The following is a 17,564-nucleotide window of genomic DNA, read 5'->3' as shown; positions in this document are numbered from 1 at the left end:
ATCGCGGCGGCCTTCGTCGTTTCAGCGCAGCCGCTTCGGGACGAGGTGCATCCCGGGGAGCTCCTTCGCGAGCGCGATGAGCGTGTCGGCCGTGACGTGCGTGTCGCCCAGCGCGAAGTAGCGCGGGCGGAAGCGCATCGCGAGCTCGCGCGCGAGCGCGTCGGGCACCGGCGTGCCGCCGAGATCGAGCGAGTCGAGGCGCTCGACGCGCGAGAGGATCTCGTCGAGCGCGTCGATGTCGCGGACGTGGAGCGAGAGCGACTCGAGCTCGCGCGGCAGGACGAGCTCCCCGTCGAGACGCGCCGCGTGGAGCTGCACGCGCTGGAGCTGCGGGAGTGGGCCGTCGATGCGCAGCGCGTGTCGGGTCTCGATCGACAGCGTCTCGAGCGTCGTCGGCAGCGCGCGTGTGTCGAGCGCAGCATCGCCGCCGACGTGAAGGTCGAGGAACGCGAGCGAGCGGTGTCGCCCCAGCGAGGCGATCGACGAGAGGACTTCGATGCCTCGCGCTTCGATGTGGCGAACGCGCGGGAGCGTCGGCAGACGCGGGAGCGTGCGGGAGCGTGCGGTCTCGGCGTGGAGCGTGAGGAACACGACGCGATCGGCGACACGCGCGAGGTGCTCGACGTCGGCGTCGATCACGCACTCGCTGTGGCGGTGGACGCTGAACCGCTCGCCGCCGACGTGCCGCGGCGGAAGGGGCGGGCTCGTGACGTGGAACGGCGGGATGTCGCCCCACGTGTGGTAGAGGCGGGCTTCGTCGGCGACGAAGCGGGGGCACGCGAGCGCCGCGACGATCGTGGTCCCGTCGCGATCGGACGCCGCTGCGACGTCGATCCACTGCGGGACGCGGCCATCGCGCCAGAGCTCGTGGATCGCCTCGTCGATCGCGAGCTCGCGGGGCGCGCGGCCGACGTCCTGCGCGAACGTGATCCAGTCATCCTCGCGCTCCATCACGCCGTGGACCTCGAGGAAGAGGCGCACGCGGATCGGGTCGGGCAGATCCTCGACGACCATCGTGCGCGCGAAGTCGCGCGCGCGGGTGAGCGCGGTCTCGAGATGCCTGGCGAAACGATCGCGGTCCATGAGCCCTCGCCAACGCGTCGATGTGACACCAGCTTCCGCGGCGCATGACGCCGGCGCTCTCGTACTACCGCGCGTGCGCCGGGGCTTGGCGCGGCGACGTGACGTTCGCGATCACCGATCCCACACGCTTCGCGGCGGCGTCGCTCTCTGCGCTCGATCGCGCGCGGGTCCGGGCGACGGTCTCGATCCCCGCGCGCATCGAGACGACGGTCGAGGTGACCTCCGAGCGCGAGGTGCTGCACACGACGCGCATCACGCAGCTCGGGATGCCGTCGCTCGTGGGGCACGAGGTGATCACGCTGCGCGACGACGGGCGCACCTTCACGATGCGGGTGCACCATCGGATGGCGCCCTTCTTCGTCGCGCGCGAGAGCGGGCCCTTCGAGGGCGAGGTGGACCAGGACGGACGCCGCGCCACGTACCACCTCGCGCTCTTCGGGGTCCCGATGCGGCAGGTCGGAGCGCGCGACGGAGATCGCGTCACGCTGGTGCAGACGACCGACTGGTCCACCAGCGAGCAGCGCCTCACCCGCGTGCGCTGACGAGGTCAGCTCTCGAGCAGGACCTGACGGGTCGCTTCACCGAGCCACTGCTGGTCGGCGAAGCGCTCGGAGGGCTGCATGCCGCCCATGATCGCGACCAGCTCCCAGTAGCGCTCGGCGCGGCGATCGTACTGAGCGCGCAGCCGCGCGAGCATCGTCGCGCCGTCGACGTCGCCCGACGCTGCGGCGGTCCTCCCGAGGTAGCTCCGGACCAGCGCGCGCGCTTCGTCGGAGCGCGGGTCGACGCCGCGCGCACGTGCCTCGGACGCCGCGCGCACGAGCTCCGACTGGATCGCACGGAGCGCCGCGACGTCGACGTCACGAGCCCAGAAGCTCTCGGCGTTCACGCGCATCGCCGCGACGAACTCGTCGTCGTCGAGCATCGACGCGAGCTCGATCCACGCATCGAGCTGCCCGGCGCTCGGATCGTCGGGGAGCTCGGGCGTGCTCGTCGCGACCATCTGCTCGATCCAATCGGACGGCACCGGCGCGCCCTCCATCACCTTCGTGTAGAAGCGCTCGATCGCCCGCTTCCTCTCCTCGAACGACAGCTTCGTCACCATCGACAACCTCCTCAGGTCTTCGTCACGGATGTCCGGTGCGTCCGAGGAGGCTCGCGACCGCAGCGCCGCGCGGATCGCGCCCGCGACGCGCGTGAGCGACGTGACGTGCGCCTCGATCGTTTGGAGGCGGACGCGGAGCGCCTCCTCGATCGTCAGGTCGCGATCGAGCACGCGCGCGATCGTCTCGAGGCCGACGCCGGCATCGCGCAGCGTGCGGATGAGATCGATCCGGACGACGTGCGCCTCGTCGTAGAGGCGGTAGCCGCTCCGGGTCCGACCGGCGGGAGGCAGGAGCCCCTCGTCCGAGTAGAACCGCAGCGTCTTCACCGGGACTCCGGTGCGCCGCGACAGCGCTCCGATCGTGAGCTTCCTCGTCACCACGCGCGAGCCTGGAGTCTCCTCCTGATGGAGAGTCAAGGCGGCGCGTCGCGCGATCGCTCGAACAGGTAACGCGAGAGCAGCTCGTAGTCCTGGCGCAGCAGCTGGAGCTCGGCCTCGAGCTGCTCGAGCACGACCTCGCGGGTGCGGAGCGCGTCGCGGTCGTAGCGCCCGCCGTTCCCGAAGATCAGCGCGGGCATGTCGTCGTCGACGAGCGCGAACGTGTCGGACCATCGGCGCTCGAGCGTCTCGCGCGGGCTCGGTCCGTCGACGCGCGGCGCCACCAGCATGCGCATGACGAAGGGCGCGCGCGTCACGTCGTCGGCGTCGCGCGCGTCGCGCACCACGCGGAGCACGTTGCGGTCGTGCTCGAGCGTGAGCGTCTCGTTCGGCGGGAAGAACGCGATCACGCCGAGCGCGGTCGCGGCCGCGCCCCCGATGATCTGCACGACCGCCGAGACGAGGTCGTCGTGGGTCGCGAGATCGATGACGCCCGACGCGGTCGCGGTGAGCGCGCCGACCGCGATCGACACGAGCGTGACCGTGAGCGAGAACGCGGCCTCGCGATCGGCGAGCTCGGCCTGCAGGTCCTCGAGCTGATCGGAGAGACAGTCGACCTCGGCAATCGCGCCGCCGAGATCGGCGTGGAGCACGAGCAGGTGCTCCACGAGGACGATTCGATCGCCGAGCATCGCGTCGTCGAGGCGTGCGGCCTCGGCGACACGACGCACGTCGTCGGGCATCGCGTCGATGCGCGTACGGTCCGAGCCCGCGGCTCGATCGAGCGCGGTCCACGGCACGTCGGTGATCCGCGCGCACGAGTCGGCGCGACGCATCGGCTCGAGGTGCCGCACCCGATCGAGGGACCCTCCGCAGCCGGCCACGAGGACGAGCACCGCGCACGCGAGCCGCATGGTCCGTTGCGTAGGCGCGGCGGCGTTCTTCACATCGACGCGCCGAGCTCGGGGGCACCGCTCGGAGGGGGCGCGTGATAGGGTCGCCGCGCGTGCTCGGTGCGGGGAGCGTGATCGCCGGGAAGTACCGGCTCGAGAGCCCGATCGGCAAGGGCGGGATGGGCGCGGTGTGGCGCGCGACGCACCTCACGCTCGGGCGCGCGGTCGCGGTGAAGATGGTGCTCGGCGACGCGCCGCCGCCCGAGACGCTGCAGCGCTTCCTGCGCGAGGCGCGCAGCCTGGCGTCGGTGCAGCACCGAAACGTCGTCGACGTGATCGACTTCGGCGAGGAGCACGGGCGGCCCTTCCTGGTCATGGAGTGCCTCGAGGGCGAGAGCCTCGCGCAGCGCCTCGAGCGCACGCCGGCGCCCACGCTCGCGGAGATCACCGAGTGGATCGCGGGCGCGCTCGGAGGGCTCGCGGCGATCCACGACGCGGGCCTCGTGCATCGCGATCTGAAGCCCGCGAACCTGTTCCTCGCGCGTGACGCCGACGGGGTGATCCCGAAGGTGCTCGACTTCGGGATCGCACGATCGAGCGAGGCCGCGGGCGCGACGATCACGCACTCGATGCAGACGCTCGGGACGCCGCACTACATGAGCCCCGAGCAGGTGCGCAGCGCGAAGAGCGTCGACGCGCGCAGCGACCTCTACGCGATGGGCGTGATCCTCTACCAAGCGCTCACCGGTCGACTGCCGTTCGACGGACCGAGCGCGACCGCGGTGATCGCGGCGATCGTCACCGACGATCCCGAGCGCGTCGCGACGCTGCGCCCCGATCTGCCGCGCGGAGTGCCCGAGCTCGTGCACCGCGCGATGGCGCGCGATCCCTCGTTCCGCTTCCCCGACGCGCGCACGATGCGTCAGGCGCTGACGCGCGCCGCGCAGGGCGCCGACGTGGACGCGGTGACCGCGGCGGAGGCGGCGAGCGCGCCGACGATGCCCGCGGTGTCGCTCGGATCGATGGGCGGCGCGGCGGGGATCGCACCCGAGCCGACGAAGCGCACCGGACGGCGCGGCTTCTTCGCGGTGCTCGGGATGCTCTCGACGATCCTCGTCGTCGCGGGGGTGTCGACGATGACGATGTCGGGCGGCGCGCCCGAGGCGGCGGTCGCGCCCGCGATGCCGGCACCGACCGCGACGATCGCGCCGGCGATCGCGCCGCCGGGCGCACCGCAGCCGCCTCCCGCGCAGGCCGTCGTGCCCAGCGGGACGCCGCGCTTCGTGTCGTCGCCGTCGTCGCTCGCGGCGCTCGCGCTGGGCGCGCGCGATCTCTCCGCGGAGCTACGCGGCTGCGTGCGCATCGCGCCGCGAGGAGAGTCGTGGGCGGCGCTGTCGATCGCGTCGTGCGAGGCGCACGTGCCCGCGCTGCGCGCGGCGTTCGGCGGCGAGAGCGTCGACGGATCGCCCGACGCGACGCAGCTCGCGGCCGCGCTCGAGCCGGCGCTGCTCCGCACCACGACGCGCTCGAACCTGCGCGAAGGCGCGGGCCCCGAGCGCGCGCTGCGCGCGACGCTGCCCGACGAGACGCTGGTGGTCGGGCTCTACGGCGACGTCGGCGCGATGCGCTCCGAGGCCGGCGGGCGCGGCACCTGGACGCGGGTGGTCGCGGCCGAGGGCGTCGAAGGATGGGTCGGCTCGGGGCTCCTGCGGGCATGGGAGCACTGCGTGCCGCGCATCGCCGACGTGGGCGGCGAGGGTGTGGTGGTCGCGTGGGCGCGCCTCGACGAGGAGGGCGCGGGCTCGAGCGATGCGATGGTGCTCGTCGAGCCGTCGCGGGTGCGGATCGCGCGCAGCGACGCGACGTGCGCGGTCTCCGAGCTCTACGAGGTGCCGCGCGCGGGCGCCGAGGTCGTCGAGGATCTCTTCGTCACGCGGACCGCGCCCGAGGGCGGGCGCACGCTGCTCGTGATCGGCACGCGCACCGGGCGCGGCGATGGACGCATGCGGTGGTGGGTCCATCCGATCGGCGCGCAGGCGCCGGCGTGGACGATCGAGCTGCGCAGCGGGCAGGAGCTGCCCGAGACGCGCCGCGAGCACATCGGCGGGCCGATGACGCAAGGCGAGGGCGACGTGCCCGGCTTCTGGCCGCTGCGGGTGCGCCGGCTCGGCGGCGCGCGCACCTGGTACCGCTGGGACGGCGCGACGCTCGTGCCCGACGCGTGATCCGTTCGCCACCCGAGGAGGTCGCCACGAGGGGCCGCTCGTGCGGCGATGGCTCGCCGCTCTCGCGATCCGATCGTGCGGGGCAAAGATCACGGAGGCGTCGAGCTCCCCCGGGGTCTCATCCGTCGACGACGAACAGGAGAAGCGGTGCCCTCATGAGCAAGGACGGCCAGGCGACGGACAAGCTGAAGCGCAAGGACTTCGAGAAGGAGCTGAAGAATCTCCACGGGGAGCTGGTCGCGCTCCAGCAATGGGTCGTGCGCGAGGGGCTCAAGGTCTGCATCGTGTTCGAGGGCCGCGACGGCGCCGGCAAGGGCGGCTGCATCAAGGCGATCACCGAGCGCGTGAGCCCGCGCGTGTTCCGCGTGATCGCGCTGCCCTCACCCACCTCGCGCGAGCGCAGCCAGATGTACATCCAGCGCTACATCCCGCACCTGCCGGCGGCCGGCGAGATCGTGATCTTCGATCGCAGCTGGTACAACCGCGCCGGCGTGGAGCGCGTGATGGGCTTCACGAAGATGGACGACGTCGAGCGCTTCCTGCGCATCGTTCCGTCGGTCGAGAAGGCCATCGTCGAGTCGGGTGTCGTCCTCATCAAGCTCTGGCTCGAGGTCAGCGAGGAGGAGCAGACCCGGCGGCTGCAGGATCGCATCGATGATCCGCGCAAGATCTGGAAGCTCTCGCCGATGGATCTCGAGTCGTACAGCCGCTGGTTCGACTACTCGCGCGCGCGTGACGACATGTTCGCGGCCACCGACTCGGCGCACGCGCCCTGGTACGTGGTGCCCAGCGACGACAAGCGCCGCGCTCGGCTCAACGTGATCCACCACATCCTGACGACCGTGCCGTACGAGTCGCCGCCGCGGGAGAAGATCAAGCTCCCCAAGCGCCAGAAGCGAGGCGGGTATCGCGAGCCGAGCTACCCGTACCGGTACGTCGAGGCGGTGTTCTGAGACGCCCGACGGCGTGTGATCAGCTCTCGATCGCGGCGAGCAGCGCGGGGCCGATGCGCGTGAGCACCTGACGCGCTCCGCGCGTCGAGAGGTGCACGCCGTCGATGGTGTCACCCTCGCGCACCGGCGCGTCGCTGCGCGGATCGAGCACCACGCCGCAGCGCGTCCCCCGCACGCCCGCGGCCTGCGCCTCCTGCACCCGCGCGATGCGATCGGCCCAGCCCTCGCGATCGCCGTCGGCGGGCAGCACGACGATCGCGCGCGCCACGCCCGCGTCGCAGATCGTGTCGACGAACGCGCGCACCCGCGACGTGTAGAGCTCGCGCCACCGCGCCTCGTCGCGCCACGCGACCCACGACGCGGGACCGCGATCGCGTGACTCGTCGGGGCGGAGGCGCAGCGCCATCGTGTCGTTGCCGCCCATCATCACCACGACCGCGCGCGCCTCGCCGAGCCCGCGCACTCGACCGATCTCGCGCTGCCAGTCGAAGAAGTCGGGGCGCGCGAAGCCGGTCGAGCGGCGCGAGTGACGGCGCACCCGCAGGCCCGCTTCTTCGAGCTGCTCCTCGACGAGCCGTCCGAACGGGCCGAACACCGACGACGAGCCGACGACGAGCACGTCCGCCGGCGCGCGCTGGGCGCTCACCGGCACCGCGCTGCCGACGAGCGCGAGCAGCGCGAGCGAGAGGGTGACCAGCGCCGCGAGCCGCGAGGTGACGCCCGAAGGGGCGCCTCCCTCGAGCGCGCGATCGGGACCGACCTCGACCGCCGACGCGCTCGTGGGCCCGCCGGGCGCGGGCGGAGGCTGCGAGCCGCGCGCGACGACGGCCTCCGCGATCGCGTGCGGGTAGTGGCTGAGCGCGACGATCGCGCCCTCGGGGTCGCGCACGTAGAGCGTGTACGCGGTCTCGCGCACCACCGGATGGCCCCGCGAGGTCAGGCGCGTGCGCCAGGTCTCGCGCTCGCTCGCGTCGATCCCCAGCGCGACGCAGTGCCAGCCGGGCGAGCCGTCGAGGCGCTGCGACTCGGGCTCCTCGGCGCGCTCGACGGCGAGGAACGCACCGTCGTGCAGCGAGAGCCAGATCGAGCGCGGCGTGCCGTCCTCCGCGTCCTGGCGGCGGATGATCGGCAGTCCGAGCGCGCCCGCGTAGAAGGACTCGGCCCGCGCGAGGTCGCGGACCTTCACCGCGAGGTGGTGGACCTTGAGGGAGGGCGAACGAACGGCGTCCTCGGCGGACATGGCGTCACAGCGTAGAGGCCGAACGGCGCCGAGTCGATTTACGGGGTCCGGGGCGGGGGCCGGGTCGGGTCCCGATCCCGCCCCGGTCGGGGTCCGGTTCGCTCTCGGTTCCGGTCGGGGACGGGCTCCGATCCGGCTCGGTCTCGGATCTCGTCCGGGTCCGGGGCCCGACCCGGACCCCGCCCCGGCTCAGTGCTCGTGGCCGCGGTGGCTCGCGCGGAGGTTCACGAAGTGCGCGCTCGCGATCAGCGCCACGCCGCTCACCGTGCCGGCGAGCTCCAGCGAGTGGCTCTCGACCGCCCGCACCATCGCCACGAGCCCCAGGCCGACCACGAAGAGCACGAGCGGCCACGCGCTGCGGTGCTCGCGCAGGTACGCCGGGACCAGCGCGAACGCGCCGACGCCCAGCGCGATCCACAGCAGCGCCGTCTCGAGCCACTCCAGGCCCTCGCCGAGGCCGGGAGCCGCCGTCGCCGCGAACGCGGGCGCCGCCGCGAGCAGCGCCGCGAGGACGCAGTGCACCGCGCACGCGAGCGAGACGCCGATGCCGATGCGATCGAGCGCCGAGCGGGGACCGCGCTCTCGGACAGGCGCGACCGTGTCGTTGTTGCAACCGGGTTGCACGGGAAGCGCAGTCGTACCTCAGCCGCCGAGCTCCGTCGAGCCCGAGCGCGATCACCGCGTGTTGCGGATGGCGACCGGCACCATCTCGGTGCCGCCGGCGTGGCCGAGCCCGAGCTGTCCGAAGTCGTTCCGGCCCCAGCAGTAGACCGACGCGGTGTCGCCGTCCTCGTCGCGCGCGTAGCCCAGCGCGCACGCGTGCCCGTCACCGAGCGCCACCGAGCGCAGCCCCGCGCGGAGCCCCTCCACGTCCTGCGGCTCGAGCGCGCACGGTGCGTCCTCGCCGCCGGCGCCGCGGCACGTCGAGCTCGGCTCGACGCTCGTCCCGAGGCGCCCGTCGCGCGCCAGGCCCCAGCACGACGCCTGGCCCCCGACGTCGAGGCCACAGCCGAAGCCGCCGCCGACCGCGATGCGGGTCAGGTCCGAGACGTCGACGCGCGGCGTCGGCGCGCACCACGCCGCGCCGTCGTCGCAGGGCTCGGCCTCGGCGGGCGGGATGCCGAGCACGCCGCTCGTCGCATCGCCCCACCGCGCCGCGGTGCCCGAGGCCTGCAGCGCGATCGACGTCGCGCCGCCCAGCGCGAGGTCGCGGATCGCGCCCAGCGGCCCGTCGTCCGCCATCACCACGCCCGGCGTCGCGCGCGACGCCCCGGGCACTCCGTCGCCGAGCTGTCCGAGGTCGTCGCGGCCCCAGCACCACACGTTCCCGCCGCTGATCGCGCAGGTGTGGTAGTCGCCGGCAACGATGTGCTCGACCGGCGCGTCGTCCAGCCCCTCGACCAGCGCGGGCAACGACGCGCACGCCACGTCGGCTGCGCGCTCGTCCACGCCGAGCTCCTCGTTCATCCCGGTGGGGATCGCACAGCGGTCGGGCGCGGCGCGCCCCAGCTGCCCGTGCTCGCCCAGGCCCCAGCAGCGCACCCGGTGATCGGCGCCGAGCACGCACGCGTGATGGCGCCCGACCGCGATGTCGAGCGCGTTCTCGATCACGCGGCTCGGGAACGAGTGGCGCTCGAAGTCGCTCGGGGTCCCGTCGCCGCGCTCGCCGAAGCGATGGCTGCCCCAGCACGTCACCACGCCGAGCGTGCTGCGCGCGCACGCGAACGCGTCGCCGGCGTCGACCTCGTCGACGAACGCGACGTTCTCGAGCATCACCGGCGCGGTCGCGCAGTAGAGCCCGTCGCAGCGCTCGCCGAGCCACACCGCGATGTCGATGCCCAGCTGGCCGTGGGTGTCGGAGCCCCAGCACGCGAGGTCTCCGTCGTGCAGGACCGCGCACGAGAAGTCGGTGCCGAGCGCGATCTCGCGGACGAAGAGCGGCTTGGTGTCGTCGGGCGGCAGCGCGCCGCCGTCGGCGCGATCACCGGCGTCGATGGGCAGCCGATCGCACGCCGCGCACGCGAGCGTCACCAGCGCTGCGACGAGCGCAGTCGTGGAGGGGCGTCGGTGGAGGGCGGCGTGCAGCATCCGCGCGGAAGCTAGGGTGTGCTGGTGCCTCGCGGCGTGCCAGGGGGGCTCTCACGCAAGGTCGCGTCGATCGCGGCCTGCAGCGGCGAGCCGGGGAAGCGCCGGCGGAAGCGCGCGGCGCGCTCGCGCGCGGCGTCGTGATCGCCCGCGGCGACCAGGGCGGAGATCCAGAGCGCCTCGCGCTCCTCGCGGAGCTGGCCCTCGGGGTGACGCGTCTCGTGCTCGCGCAGCGCGGAGATCGCGAGCTCGGGCGCGCCCCGGCCGAGCGCGGACTGGGCGCGCGCCAGCAGCGCGGACTCGCGGGCGAGCGTGGTCGGCGCACCGGCGTCGGGTCGGCGCGCGGCGGTGCGCTCGGGGATCTCGGGTCGGACCTCCGGCGCGATCTCGGGGGTCGGCTCGTCGGCGATCGCGACCACCGGCTCGGCCTCGGGCTCGGGCGCCGGCGCGACCGCCGGTCCCGCGTCGACCACCACCTCGCGCACCACCACCCGCACCTCGGGCGGCGTCAGCGTCGCGTGGAGCACCGCGCCCGCCGCCATGCCGATCACCAGCGCGATGCCGCCGACCAGCGCCGGGTGCGCCAGCGCCGTCCCGCCACCCGCCGCACCACCGCCACCGCCGCCGCTCGTCGGAGCCGGAGGAGCGCCGCCGCCCGGCACCGGCCCCACCGCCGCGATGATGCGCGCGTAGAGGCGATCGGCCTCCGGGCCCTCGCCGGCCCGCTCCGGGCGCGCCCGCTCGGCCTCGAAGAGCCGATCCATCTCGGGGTCGAGCGGCTCGTCGCCGAAGTCCTCGGGGCCGGTCACGCGGGCTCCTGCGCGCGCAGTCGCTCGACCGCGCGTCGGAAGTCCGCCCTCGCCAGCCGGAGCCGCGAGTAGGCGGTGTTGAGCGGGATGGAGAGCGACTCCGCGATGGCGGGCATGGCGATGCCGTCGATGTCGTGGAGCACCAGCACCGGGCGTCGCTCCTCCTGCACTTCCTGGAGCGCGCTCAGCACGAGCGCGCGGGTCTGCTTCTCGGCGAGCGCGTCGTCCGCGCCGCCCTGGGGGTCCACCACCTCGATCGTGTCGTCGGCGATCTCCCGGCGCACGTGGGCCCGCCGCCGGTGGTCCGAGGCGACGCGGTACGCGATGCCGCCCAGCCAGGCGCGCACCGGGCGCGCCGGGTCGTAGTCGGCCAGTCGCCGATGGAAGGTCACGAAGACGTCGTGCGCTGCATCCTCCACGTCCGCCTCCCGCACGCCCAGTCGCCGCAGCGTGTTGCACACCCAGCCCAGCTCGGCGCGAAACACCGCCCGGAAATCCACTTCACTCAGGGATTGGTGGGAAGGACCGGGATCCGTCACCGTAGCCTCGCACCCACGCCGACCCCGAGGGCCAGCCCGACGGCGGGAGTCTCCCACGCGCGCTCGCCGCCGAGCTGCAGCGTGGCGCCGACCAGCGGCACCGTGAGCTCGCCGTGCAGCCGCAGGGCGAGCGTCTCGTCGAGCGGCACCGCGACCACCGCGCGCGCCCCGAGGGCGACGTAGGCCGAGACGCCGGAGCGCGCCGCCGGCACGTCCACGCCCTCGCCCCAGAACGCGCCCGCCGAGATCACCCCGCAGAGCCCGACGATGTCGAGGTGCCCGCACGGCACGACCGACGCGACGTAGGGCGCGCCCCGCACCGACGACTCGACGGTCGGGAGCTCGCCGCGGAGCTCGAGCGCGACTGAGAACGCGTCGAGGTGGACGCCCGCGCCGAGCACCAGGCCCGCCGACACGCCGGGGGCGATCCCGTAGGACGCGAGGAGCGTCGCGGTGAGGAGCAGCGCCGGGCCCTCGGAGTCGTCGGGGGGCGCGGCGTCGTCGACGACCACGCCTGCGTCGACGGGCAGCTCGGCGGGCGCGGCGTCCACCCCGGCATCGGCGATCGCGGCGTCGGGCTCCGCGCCGGCGTCGGCGATCGGCCCGGGGCGCGGCGGGGGGCGCAGCAGGCTCGTCGGGTCGACGGTGAGGCTGAGGGCGAGCGCGAGCGCGTCGCCGAGATCGCGGCAGTCGTCGCGCTCCGACGCGAGCTCGCGGCGTCCGGGCTCGCCCCCTTCGCTCGCGGTGTCCACGCGCGCCACGTAGCCCCGGCGTGCTCGCTCGATGCGCACCGTGATCGAGAGCTGCGCCTCGTCGACGAAGGGATCGCGCCCGAGGCGCGCCGCGACGAGCTCGCGCAGCGACTCCTCGTCGAGGCACGCGCTCGCGTCGTCCGACCGCTCGACCCGCAGCGTCGCGACCGGCGCGTCGTGCTGCTGGGCGAGCACGAGGATCGGCGCGAGCGCGAGCAGGGCGAGCCCGGCGACGGCGCCGGCGAGCGGGGAACGCACGGTGCGCCAGGGTAGGACGGCAGGCGAGCCGATGCCAATGAGACTGGAAGGATCGGGCACGGTCGAGCGAGCGGCAGGACGCGCGCGGGACCCGACACGGACCCGGGGCGCCTACGCCGTCGTGGGACGGTCGCCCTCCATCCGCCGGAAATTCAACCTGCCGAGGGCCACCCCAGCCTCGACCACGGAGACGGCAGAACCGCCTCCGGCCTCACGAGGGGCCATTTCCCGCGGGCACCACCACGTAGACGGCCCGCGAGTCCAGCACCGTCACGCCGTCTCCGCGCAGATCGATCCACGTCACGAACACCTCGGGGTGCGGCCCGCCGCGATGCACGTCGTTCGCGAGCTCGATCTGGAAGCGCACCGTCGTGCCCGGGATCACGTCGGTGAACCCTTCGTCGGTCACCTCGCCCACCGCGCGGTCGTGGGGGATGCCCTCGGGCGCGTCCCAGCACGGCTCGATCGGCGGCGTCGCGCGGCACCCGGGACGGCGGTCGCGCACGAACGCGCGCGGATCGATCTCGGGGCGCGGCGAGCGCTCGGCGCGCAGCGCGGTGTCGACGTCGAACGGGATCCGCGTCGCGACGTTGTCGATCGCCGCGGTCACGGTGTCGACGAACTCCTCGGTGCTCGTGGTGCCCTGCGGCATGTCGTAGACGAGCGGGCGTCCGTCGAGGTCGACCGTGCCCGTCGCGATCGCGGTCCGGTGCATGAAGAAGCAGGGCGCGCTCTCGGCGGGGCCGGGATCGTCCTCGCAGTGCGACTCGCCGGCGTTGATGCCGACGTAGCGCATCGCGCGCGCGTTCATCGCCGCGATCGCGTCGTCCCAGGTCGCCGGCGCGGGCGTGAAGCCCTGGTAGGGCCCGCACGACGCGTGCTCGCCGGGCGGCCCGTTGTGGGCGCACGCGTCGCTGAAGTGCACGACGATCGGCAGCGCGTTCGAGCGGAAGCAGGGCGCGCCCCAGCGGCCGTCCTCGCACTCCTCGGAGAGGCGAGGGATCGTGTAGAAGTAGCCGTTCATCGACCACGCGCCGCCGCGCCCGGTCGCGACCTGGAGCAGCGCCTCGCTGTTCGACTCGGGCCAGTCGCCGCCCACGTGGATCTGCAGCGCCTCGAACGCCGCCTGCACCTCGGCGGCGCGCTCGGGCGGGCTCATCTCGATCGCGATGCCGAACACCCGATCGTCGCCGCTGCCGTAGATGCCGAGCGGGAAGTCGTCGTGGTAGCCGCCGCCGATCCACGCGCTCGGCACCCGGTCGCGGATGCGATCGATCAGGCCGGTGTCGGGCACCGCGACGGTGTCCTGGATGTGATCGAGCACCCGGCCCATCGAGCCGGTGGTGTCGGCGAGGAGCAGCACGTCGGCGACGCGCAGCAGCGTCGAGAGCTCGAGCTCGCGCACCACGCTCGGCGCCTGGTACGGCAGCACGACGTAGTAGTCGTCGCCGGGGATCCCGCAGTCGGGATCGATCGCGCAGCCGCACGCGTCCTCGGTGCCGTCCTCGCACTCGACGTCGTCGCGCGCGTACTCGACGAGATCGCCGAAGCCGTCGTCGTCGCTGTCGGGATCGCAAGGGTCCATCCCGGCGTCGCGCTCGTCGCCGTCGCGCACTCCGTCGCCGTCGCGGTCGACGTCGAGCGCGTCGACGAGCTCGTCGTCGTCCGGCTCGCCGGTCGCGACGTCGATCTCGTCGTCGCAGGTGATCGGCGGGGTCGCGACGTCGGCGTCGCCGGCCTCGTCGGCGTCGGGGATGCCGTCGCCGTCGGCGTCGAGATCGCGGAACGAGGGGACGTCGTCGGCGTCGGGATCGCCCGCGGCTTCGTGGGCGTCGGCGATGGTGTCGCCGTCGCTGTCGAGATCGAGCGCGTCGACCGTGCCGTCGCCGTCGGTGTCGATCGGCTCGGGGCCGTGCTGCTCGACGGTGTTGGCGATGGCGTCGCCGTCGGTGTCGGTGTCGAGCCCGTCGACGACGTCGTCCCCGTCGAGATCGCTCTCCCACTGCGTGGCGTCGGGCACGCCGTCGCCGTTGCCGTCGGTGTCGCGCAGATCGGGCACGCCGTCGGCGTCGCGATCGGGCAGCGACACGCAGGGCATCTCGCCCGCCTCGAGCGCGTCGCCGCGACCGTCGCCGTCACTGTCGGTCTCGTCGGCGTCGGAGACGAAGTCGCGATCGGTGTCGAGGAGCTCCTCGAGTAGATCGGGCACTCCGTCGCCGTCGCGATCGCCGCTCTGCTCGCACGCGCCGGGGCCGCCGTCGCCGGGCGGCGTGTCGAGCGGCACCGTGCACGCGGGCAGCGCGAGCGCGAGGAGGAGCGCGAGGCGGAGGTGATGCATGGCGAGGCTCAACGGGGCGCGGGGATCGGCTCGCAGTCGACGACGTACTCGGACTGGCAGCCCGCTTCGTCGGTGCCCTCGACGCGCCAGCACGAGGTGCCGTCGCAGCTGCACCCGACGAGCTCGACGCACGTCGTGCCGTCCCAACGCCACCCGATGCTCGCGGGCTCGGCGCACCCGGTCGTGACCGCCACGGCGTCCTGGGCCTGGCAGCGGTGCGCGATGCAGGTCTCGGAGCCGGCGCGGCAGGCATCGCGGCTCGCGAAGAGGCTCGGGCAGAAGGTGCCGGTGCAGGTGCAGCCCACGACCGGCGCGCAGCGGTTGCCGTCCCACTTCCAGCCGAGCTCGGTGGTGCAGCCCTCGCCCTCGCCCCACGCGTCGTCGCCGTTGCAGACGTTGGGCGGCGGGCACTCCCCTTCCATCACGATCTCGAAGCCGGCGCGGTGGGCCTCGCACGGGTTGTCGTAGGTCGTGCCGTTGCACGCGCAGACGCGCTGCTCGGGCTCCTCGTCGCACTCGGTGGGGCGATCGCGGCAGAGGCCGACCTCGTCGAGCGCGCCGCACGCGCCCTCGATGTAGAAGTCGCAGTACTCGTCGCTCGCGCAGCGGCCGTGGAAGAGACTGCCGCACATCCGATTGGGATTCGGACAGACGATCTCGCCGCACGACTCCGTCGCACAGTCGCGACCTTCGTAGTGGCACTCGGGCGGGAGCGCGACGCAGTCGAGCTCGCAGTCGCCGGCGTCGGGGGTGTCGGTGTCGCCACCATCGGTCCCGGAGTCGACGACGAGCGTGCCGGCGTCGGTGCCCGAGTCGATCGGTGCCCCGGAGTCGGCGTCGTCGCCCTCGGTGCGGCCGGTGCACGCGCCGAGCAGCGCGATGGCGAGCGTGAGAGTCAGCGTGCGAGTCATCAGAGCCCCCGTGAGTCGAGTCCTTGCCGGAGTGCTCGTCCCGCAGGTCCCGGACGGGAGCGCGCGGAGCGCGCGGACGGGAGGACCGGCGGGCGAGCCGATTCGAATCAGATCGGCGGTGCGGTACAGACGCCTTCGTCGGTGCACTCGCCGGAGCAGCACTCCGATCCATCCGCGCACGACTGGCCTCCTCCCCGGCACGACTCCGGCGCCCAATAGGCAGCGACGTTGTCGTAGTCGCGCTCTTGTCCGGGCAGCCACACCGGCGGATGCGAGGCGTCGACTCCGTCCTCGGGGTCGGCGTCGACCGCGGTGATCCAGAGCTGGCGGATGCGACGGCCCCAGGTGCCGGCGCGCGCGTTGCCGTAGTCGCGGCGCGAGTGGAACGCGACCCAGTAGAAGCGGCGATCCTCGGCCTCGTCGGTGACGTAGGGCGAGACGGTCGGCCAGAACGCGTCGGTGCCGCCGCTCGCGGCATCGAGGCGCTGGGTGTGGCCGTCCTCGACGCGCGCCAGATAGAGCGCGGCGCGCGCGCCGGGCGCGCCCGAGGTGAACGCCTGGGCGCCGTGCTGGAAGACGAGGAAGCGATCGTCGGGGGTCCAGCTCGGGAGCGCGTCGCGCGAGCCGCCCTCGGGCGCGCTCGAGAGATCCGCGCCGGCGTGCAGCGCGCGCGACGCCGCGAACGTGTGGGTGTCCGCGTCGTCGCGCGTCGCGACGTGCAGGGTCGAGGGCGCGTCGCTCTCGCTCGCGTCGGCGACGATCCAGGCCGCGAGATCGCCCGAGGGCGACCAGGTCGGCATCGACGCGAGAGTTGTGGGCAGGCCGCTGCTCGCGACCTCGAGGCCGGTGCGCGCGTCGACGACGAAGAGACGTCCGTCCCACGCCGCGAGGAGGCGCTCGCCGGTGGGATCGAACGACGCGGTGTCGATGCCGGGGCGCGGCTCGTAGCGCATCGGCGGGGGATCGGTCGTCGTGTCCTCGGCGAGATCGACGACCCAGCTCGCGTCGTCGCCGAAGCGGCGTCCGAAGAGCCAGCGCCCGTCGCGCGACACGGTATGACAGGCCATGCAGCGCTGGGTCTCGCCCGCGGCGCGCGGCGGGCTCGGCACGACGTCGCGCGGCGTGGCGGTCTGGGGATCGATCGCGAGGATGCGCCCGCGCTCGAGCGCCCAGTAATAGACCTCGCCGAGCACGCCGCCGCGCGCGACCTGCATCGTCACCGGCGCGGCGCCGCGCACCACGCGCTCGTGCGCCGCCTGCCAGCGATCGATCTCGAACGTGATCGGCGCGTCGGGCTCGGCGTCGACCAGCGTGCGCCAGCGTTCTTGAGCGATCGTCCAAGAATGATCGAACGTGTCGCTGGTGCGCACGAACGTGACGAGCTCGACGTGGGTGCTGCGCGCGCGGACGCGATAGAGATCGCCCTCGCCGTTCTGCGGCTGCCACTGCACCACCGGCGCGCGCAGGTTGCGCGGCATCACCGCGCCCTCGACCGGATAGAGGATGCGCGGCGCGGCGGCGGCATCGACGATCGGCTCGGCGTCGAAGCGCGCGACCTCGTCGTCGGTGAGATCGCCGGTCGAGCGAAGCTCGATGCGCGCGACGAGGCGGCCCTCGCCGATGATCGTGGTCACGCCGCGATCGAGGCGCGCGAGCACCGCGCTCTCACCGCCGCGCGATCCGTCGATCGACGCGACGCCCTCGGGCGTGATCGTCGCGAGCGAGGGCATGCCGAGGATCCAGGTGATGCCCTCGGCGGGATGCTCGTCGCCGTCGGCCTCGATCGCGATCGCGCGCAGCGTGCCGCTCGCGGGCTCACCGTCGCGCGAGAGGAGCTCGAGCCGCTCGGGCTCCACGCGGATCGCGACGACCGCGTTGGGATCGCCCGCATCGCCGGTCGACGCATCGATCGTGGGCGCGACCGGATCGTTCGAGCACGCGGCGAGGAGCACGCCGGCGAGGGCGGCGCGCGCGCGGTGGCCAGTGAGCATACGG

General features: G+C 73.8%; 15 protein-coding genes. 3 read left to right on the top strand and 12 right to left on the bottom strand.

The genetic code is table 11. The features are described 5' to 3' along the window. Positions 1-21 precede the first annotated feature (21 nt). The gene (locus I5071_RS23285; RefSeq protein WP_236514750.1) at positions 22-1,083 is read right to left on the bottom strand and encodes a hypothetical protein; all 1,062 of its coding nucleotides are present in this window, start codon (positions 1,081-1,083) and stop codon (positions 22-24) included. Positions 1,084-1,127: 44 nt separating this feature from the next. Here I5071_RS23285 and I5071_RS23280 point away from each other — a divergent pair, with 44 nt between their 5' ends. Continuing rightward, positions 1,128-1,625 (top strand): hypothetical protein, encoded by a 498-nt coding sequence (locus tag I5071_RS23280; protein WP_236514748.1) that lies wholly within the window; start codon positions 1,128-1,130, stop codon positions 1,623-1,625. 5 nt (positions 1,626-1,630) lie between these two features. Here I5071_RS23280 and I5071_RS23275 read toward each other — a convergent pair whose 3' ends face one another. Together I5071_RS23275 and I5071_RS23270 are read right to left on the bottom strand one after the other, a co-directional pair. Further along, positions 1,631-2,566, bottom strand: a complete 936-nt coding sequence (locus I5071_RS23275) for a MerR family transcriptional regulator (RefSeq protein ID WP_236514747.1) — start codon at positions 2,564-2,566, stop codon at positions 1,631-1,633. Between the two features lie 35 nt (positions 2,567-2,601). Then, the gene (locus tag I5071_RS23270) at positions 2,602-3,480 is read right to left on the bottom strand and encodes a hypothetical protein (RefSeq protein ID WP_236514746.1); all 879 of its coding nucleotides are present in this window, start codon (positions 3,478-3,480) and stop codon (positions 2,602-2,604) included. A 92-nt stretch (positions 3,481-3,572) separates the two neighbouring features. Here I5071_RS23270 and I5071_RS23265 point away from each other — a divergent pair, with 92 nt between their 5' ends. Together I5071_RS23265 and ppk2 are read left to right on the top strand one after the other, a co-directional pair. After that, complete coding sequence (locus tag I5071_RS23265) at positions 3,573-5,684, top strand: serine/threonine-protein kinase (protein ID WP_236514745.1); 2,112 nt, start codon at positions 3,573-3,575, stop codon at positions 5,682-5,684. Between the two features lie 155 nt (positions 5,685-5,839). Further along, on the top strand, positions 5,840-6,637 hold the full coding sequence (ppk2, locus tag I5071_RS23260; protein WP_236514744.1) for a polyphosphate kinase 2: 798 nt from the start codon (positions 5,840-5,842) through the stop codon (positions 6,635-6,637). 19 nt (positions 6,638-6,656) lie between these two features. On the opposite strand, the gene I5071_RS23255 is transcribed toward ppk2, so the two are convergent. The 9 genes from I5071_RS23255 to I5071_RS23215 all read right to left on the bottom strand — a co-directional run bounded on the left by I5071_RS23255 (position 6,657) and on the right by I5071_RS23215 (position 17,560). Continuing rightward, entirely contained in the window at positions 6,657-7,877 is a 1,221-nt protein-coding gene (locus I5071_RS23255; RefSeq protein WP_236514743.1) for a VOC family protein, read from the bottom strand. Between the two features lie 189 nt (positions 7,878-8,066). Beyond that, the gene (locus I5071_RS23250) at positions 8,067-8,501 is read right to left on the bottom strand and encodes a MerC domain-containing protein (RefSeq protein WP_236514742.1); all 435 of its coding nucleotides are present in this window, start codon (positions 8,499-8,501) and stop codon (positions 8,067-8,069) included. Between the two features lie 51 nt (positions 8,502-8,552). Further along, positions 8,553-9,965 (bottom strand): RCC1 domain-containing protein, encoded by a 1,413-nt coding sequence (locus I5071_RS23245; RefSeq protein WP_236514741.1) that lies wholly within the window; start codon positions 9,963-9,965, stop codon positions 8,553-8,555. Positions 9,966-9,976: 11 nt separating this feature from the next. Continuing rightward, complete coding sequence (locus tag I5071_RS23240) at positions 9,977-10,771, bottom strand: hypothetical protein (RefSeq protein WP_236514740.1); 795 nt, start codon at positions 10,769-10,771, stop codon at positions 9,977-9,979. Next, entirely contained in the window at positions 10,768-11,310 is a 543-nt protein-coding gene (locus I5071_RS23235; RefSeq protein WP_236514739.1) for an RNA polymerase sigma factor, read from the bottom strand. The genes I5071_RS23240 and I5071_RS23235 overlap by 4 nt, the downstream gene beginning before the upstream one ends. Next, positions 11,307-12,320 (bottom strand): hypothetical protein, encoded by a 1,014-nt coding sequence (locus I5071_RS23230; protein WP_236514738.1) that lies wholly within the window; start codon positions 12,318-12,320, stop codon positions 11,307-11,309. Before I5071_RS23230 ends, I5071_RS23235 begins: the two co-directional genes overlap by 4 nt. A 211-nt stretch (positions 12,321-12,531) precedes the next feature. Beyond that, positions 12,532-14,658 (bottom strand): MSCRAMM family adhesin SdrC, encoded by a 2,127-nt coding sequence (locus tag I5071_RS23225; RefSeq protein ID WP_236514737.1) that lies wholly within the window; start codon positions 14,656-14,658, stop codon positions 12,532-12,534. Positions 14,659-14,666: 8 nt separating this feature from the next. Beyond that, positions 14,667-15,569 carry a hypothetical protein gene (locus I5071_RS23220; RefSeq protein ID WP_236514735.1) on the bottom strand — a complete coding sequence of 301 codons (903 nt, stop codon included), beginning with the start codon at positions 15,567-15,569 and terminating at the stop codon, positions 14,667-14,669. 107 nt (positions 15,570-15,676) lie between these two features. Next, a complete protein-coding gene (locus I5071_RS23215; RefSeq protein WP_236514733.1) occupies positions 15,677-17,560 on the bottom strand; it encodes a hypothetical protein in 1,884 nt (627 codons plus the stop codon). Positions 17,561-17,564: the final 4 nt, after the last annotated feature.

It is taken from the genome of Sandaracinus amylolyticus (genome assembly GCF_021631985.1).
Taxonomy (GTDB): Bacteria; Myxococcota_A; Polyangia; order Polyangiales; family Sandaracinaceae; genus Sandaracinus; species Sandaracinus amylolyticus_A.
The sequence above is the reverse complement of the archived record's forward strand: the minus strand, read 5'-3'. Positions and strand labels throughout refer to the sequence as shown.

Coding starts and splice junctions, on each gene's coding strand:
- I5071_RS23245 (WP_236514741.1), bottom strand. CDS start 9,965: ATGCTGCACGCCGCCCTCCACCGACGCCCCTCCACGACTGCGCTCGTC.
- I5071_RS23220 (WP_236514735.1), bottom strand. CDS start 15,569: ATGACTCGCACGCTGACTCTCACGCTCGCCATCGCGCTGCTCGGCGCG.
- I5071_RS23270 (WP_236514746.1), bottom strand. CDS start 3,480: ATGCGGCTCGCGTGCGCGGTGCTCGTCCTCGTGGCCGGCTGCGGAGGG.
- ppk2 (WP_236514744.1), top strand. CDS start 5,840: ATGAGCAAGGACGGCCAGGCGACGGACAAGCTGAAGCGCAAGGACTTC.
- I5071_RS23280 (WP_236514748.1), top strand. CDS start 1,128: ATGACGCCGGCGCTCTCGTACTACCGCGCGTGCGCCGGGGCTTGGCGC.
- I5071_RS23255 (WP_236514743.1), bottom strand. CDS start 7,877: ATGTCCGCCGAGGACGCCGTTCGTTCGCCCTCCCTCAAGGTCCACCAC.
- I5071_RS23215 (WP_236514733.1), bottom strand. CDS start 17,560: ATGCTCACTGGCCACCGCGCGCGCGCCGCCCTCGCCGGCGTGCTCCTC.
- I5071_RS23285 (WP_236514750.1), bottom strand. CDS start 1,083: ATGGACCGCGATCGTTTCGCCAGGCATCTCGAGACCGCGCTCACCCGC.
- I5071_RS23225 (WP_236514737.1), bottom strand. CDS start 14,658: ATGCATCACCTCCGCCTCGCGCTCCTCCTCGCGCTCGCGCTGCCCGCG.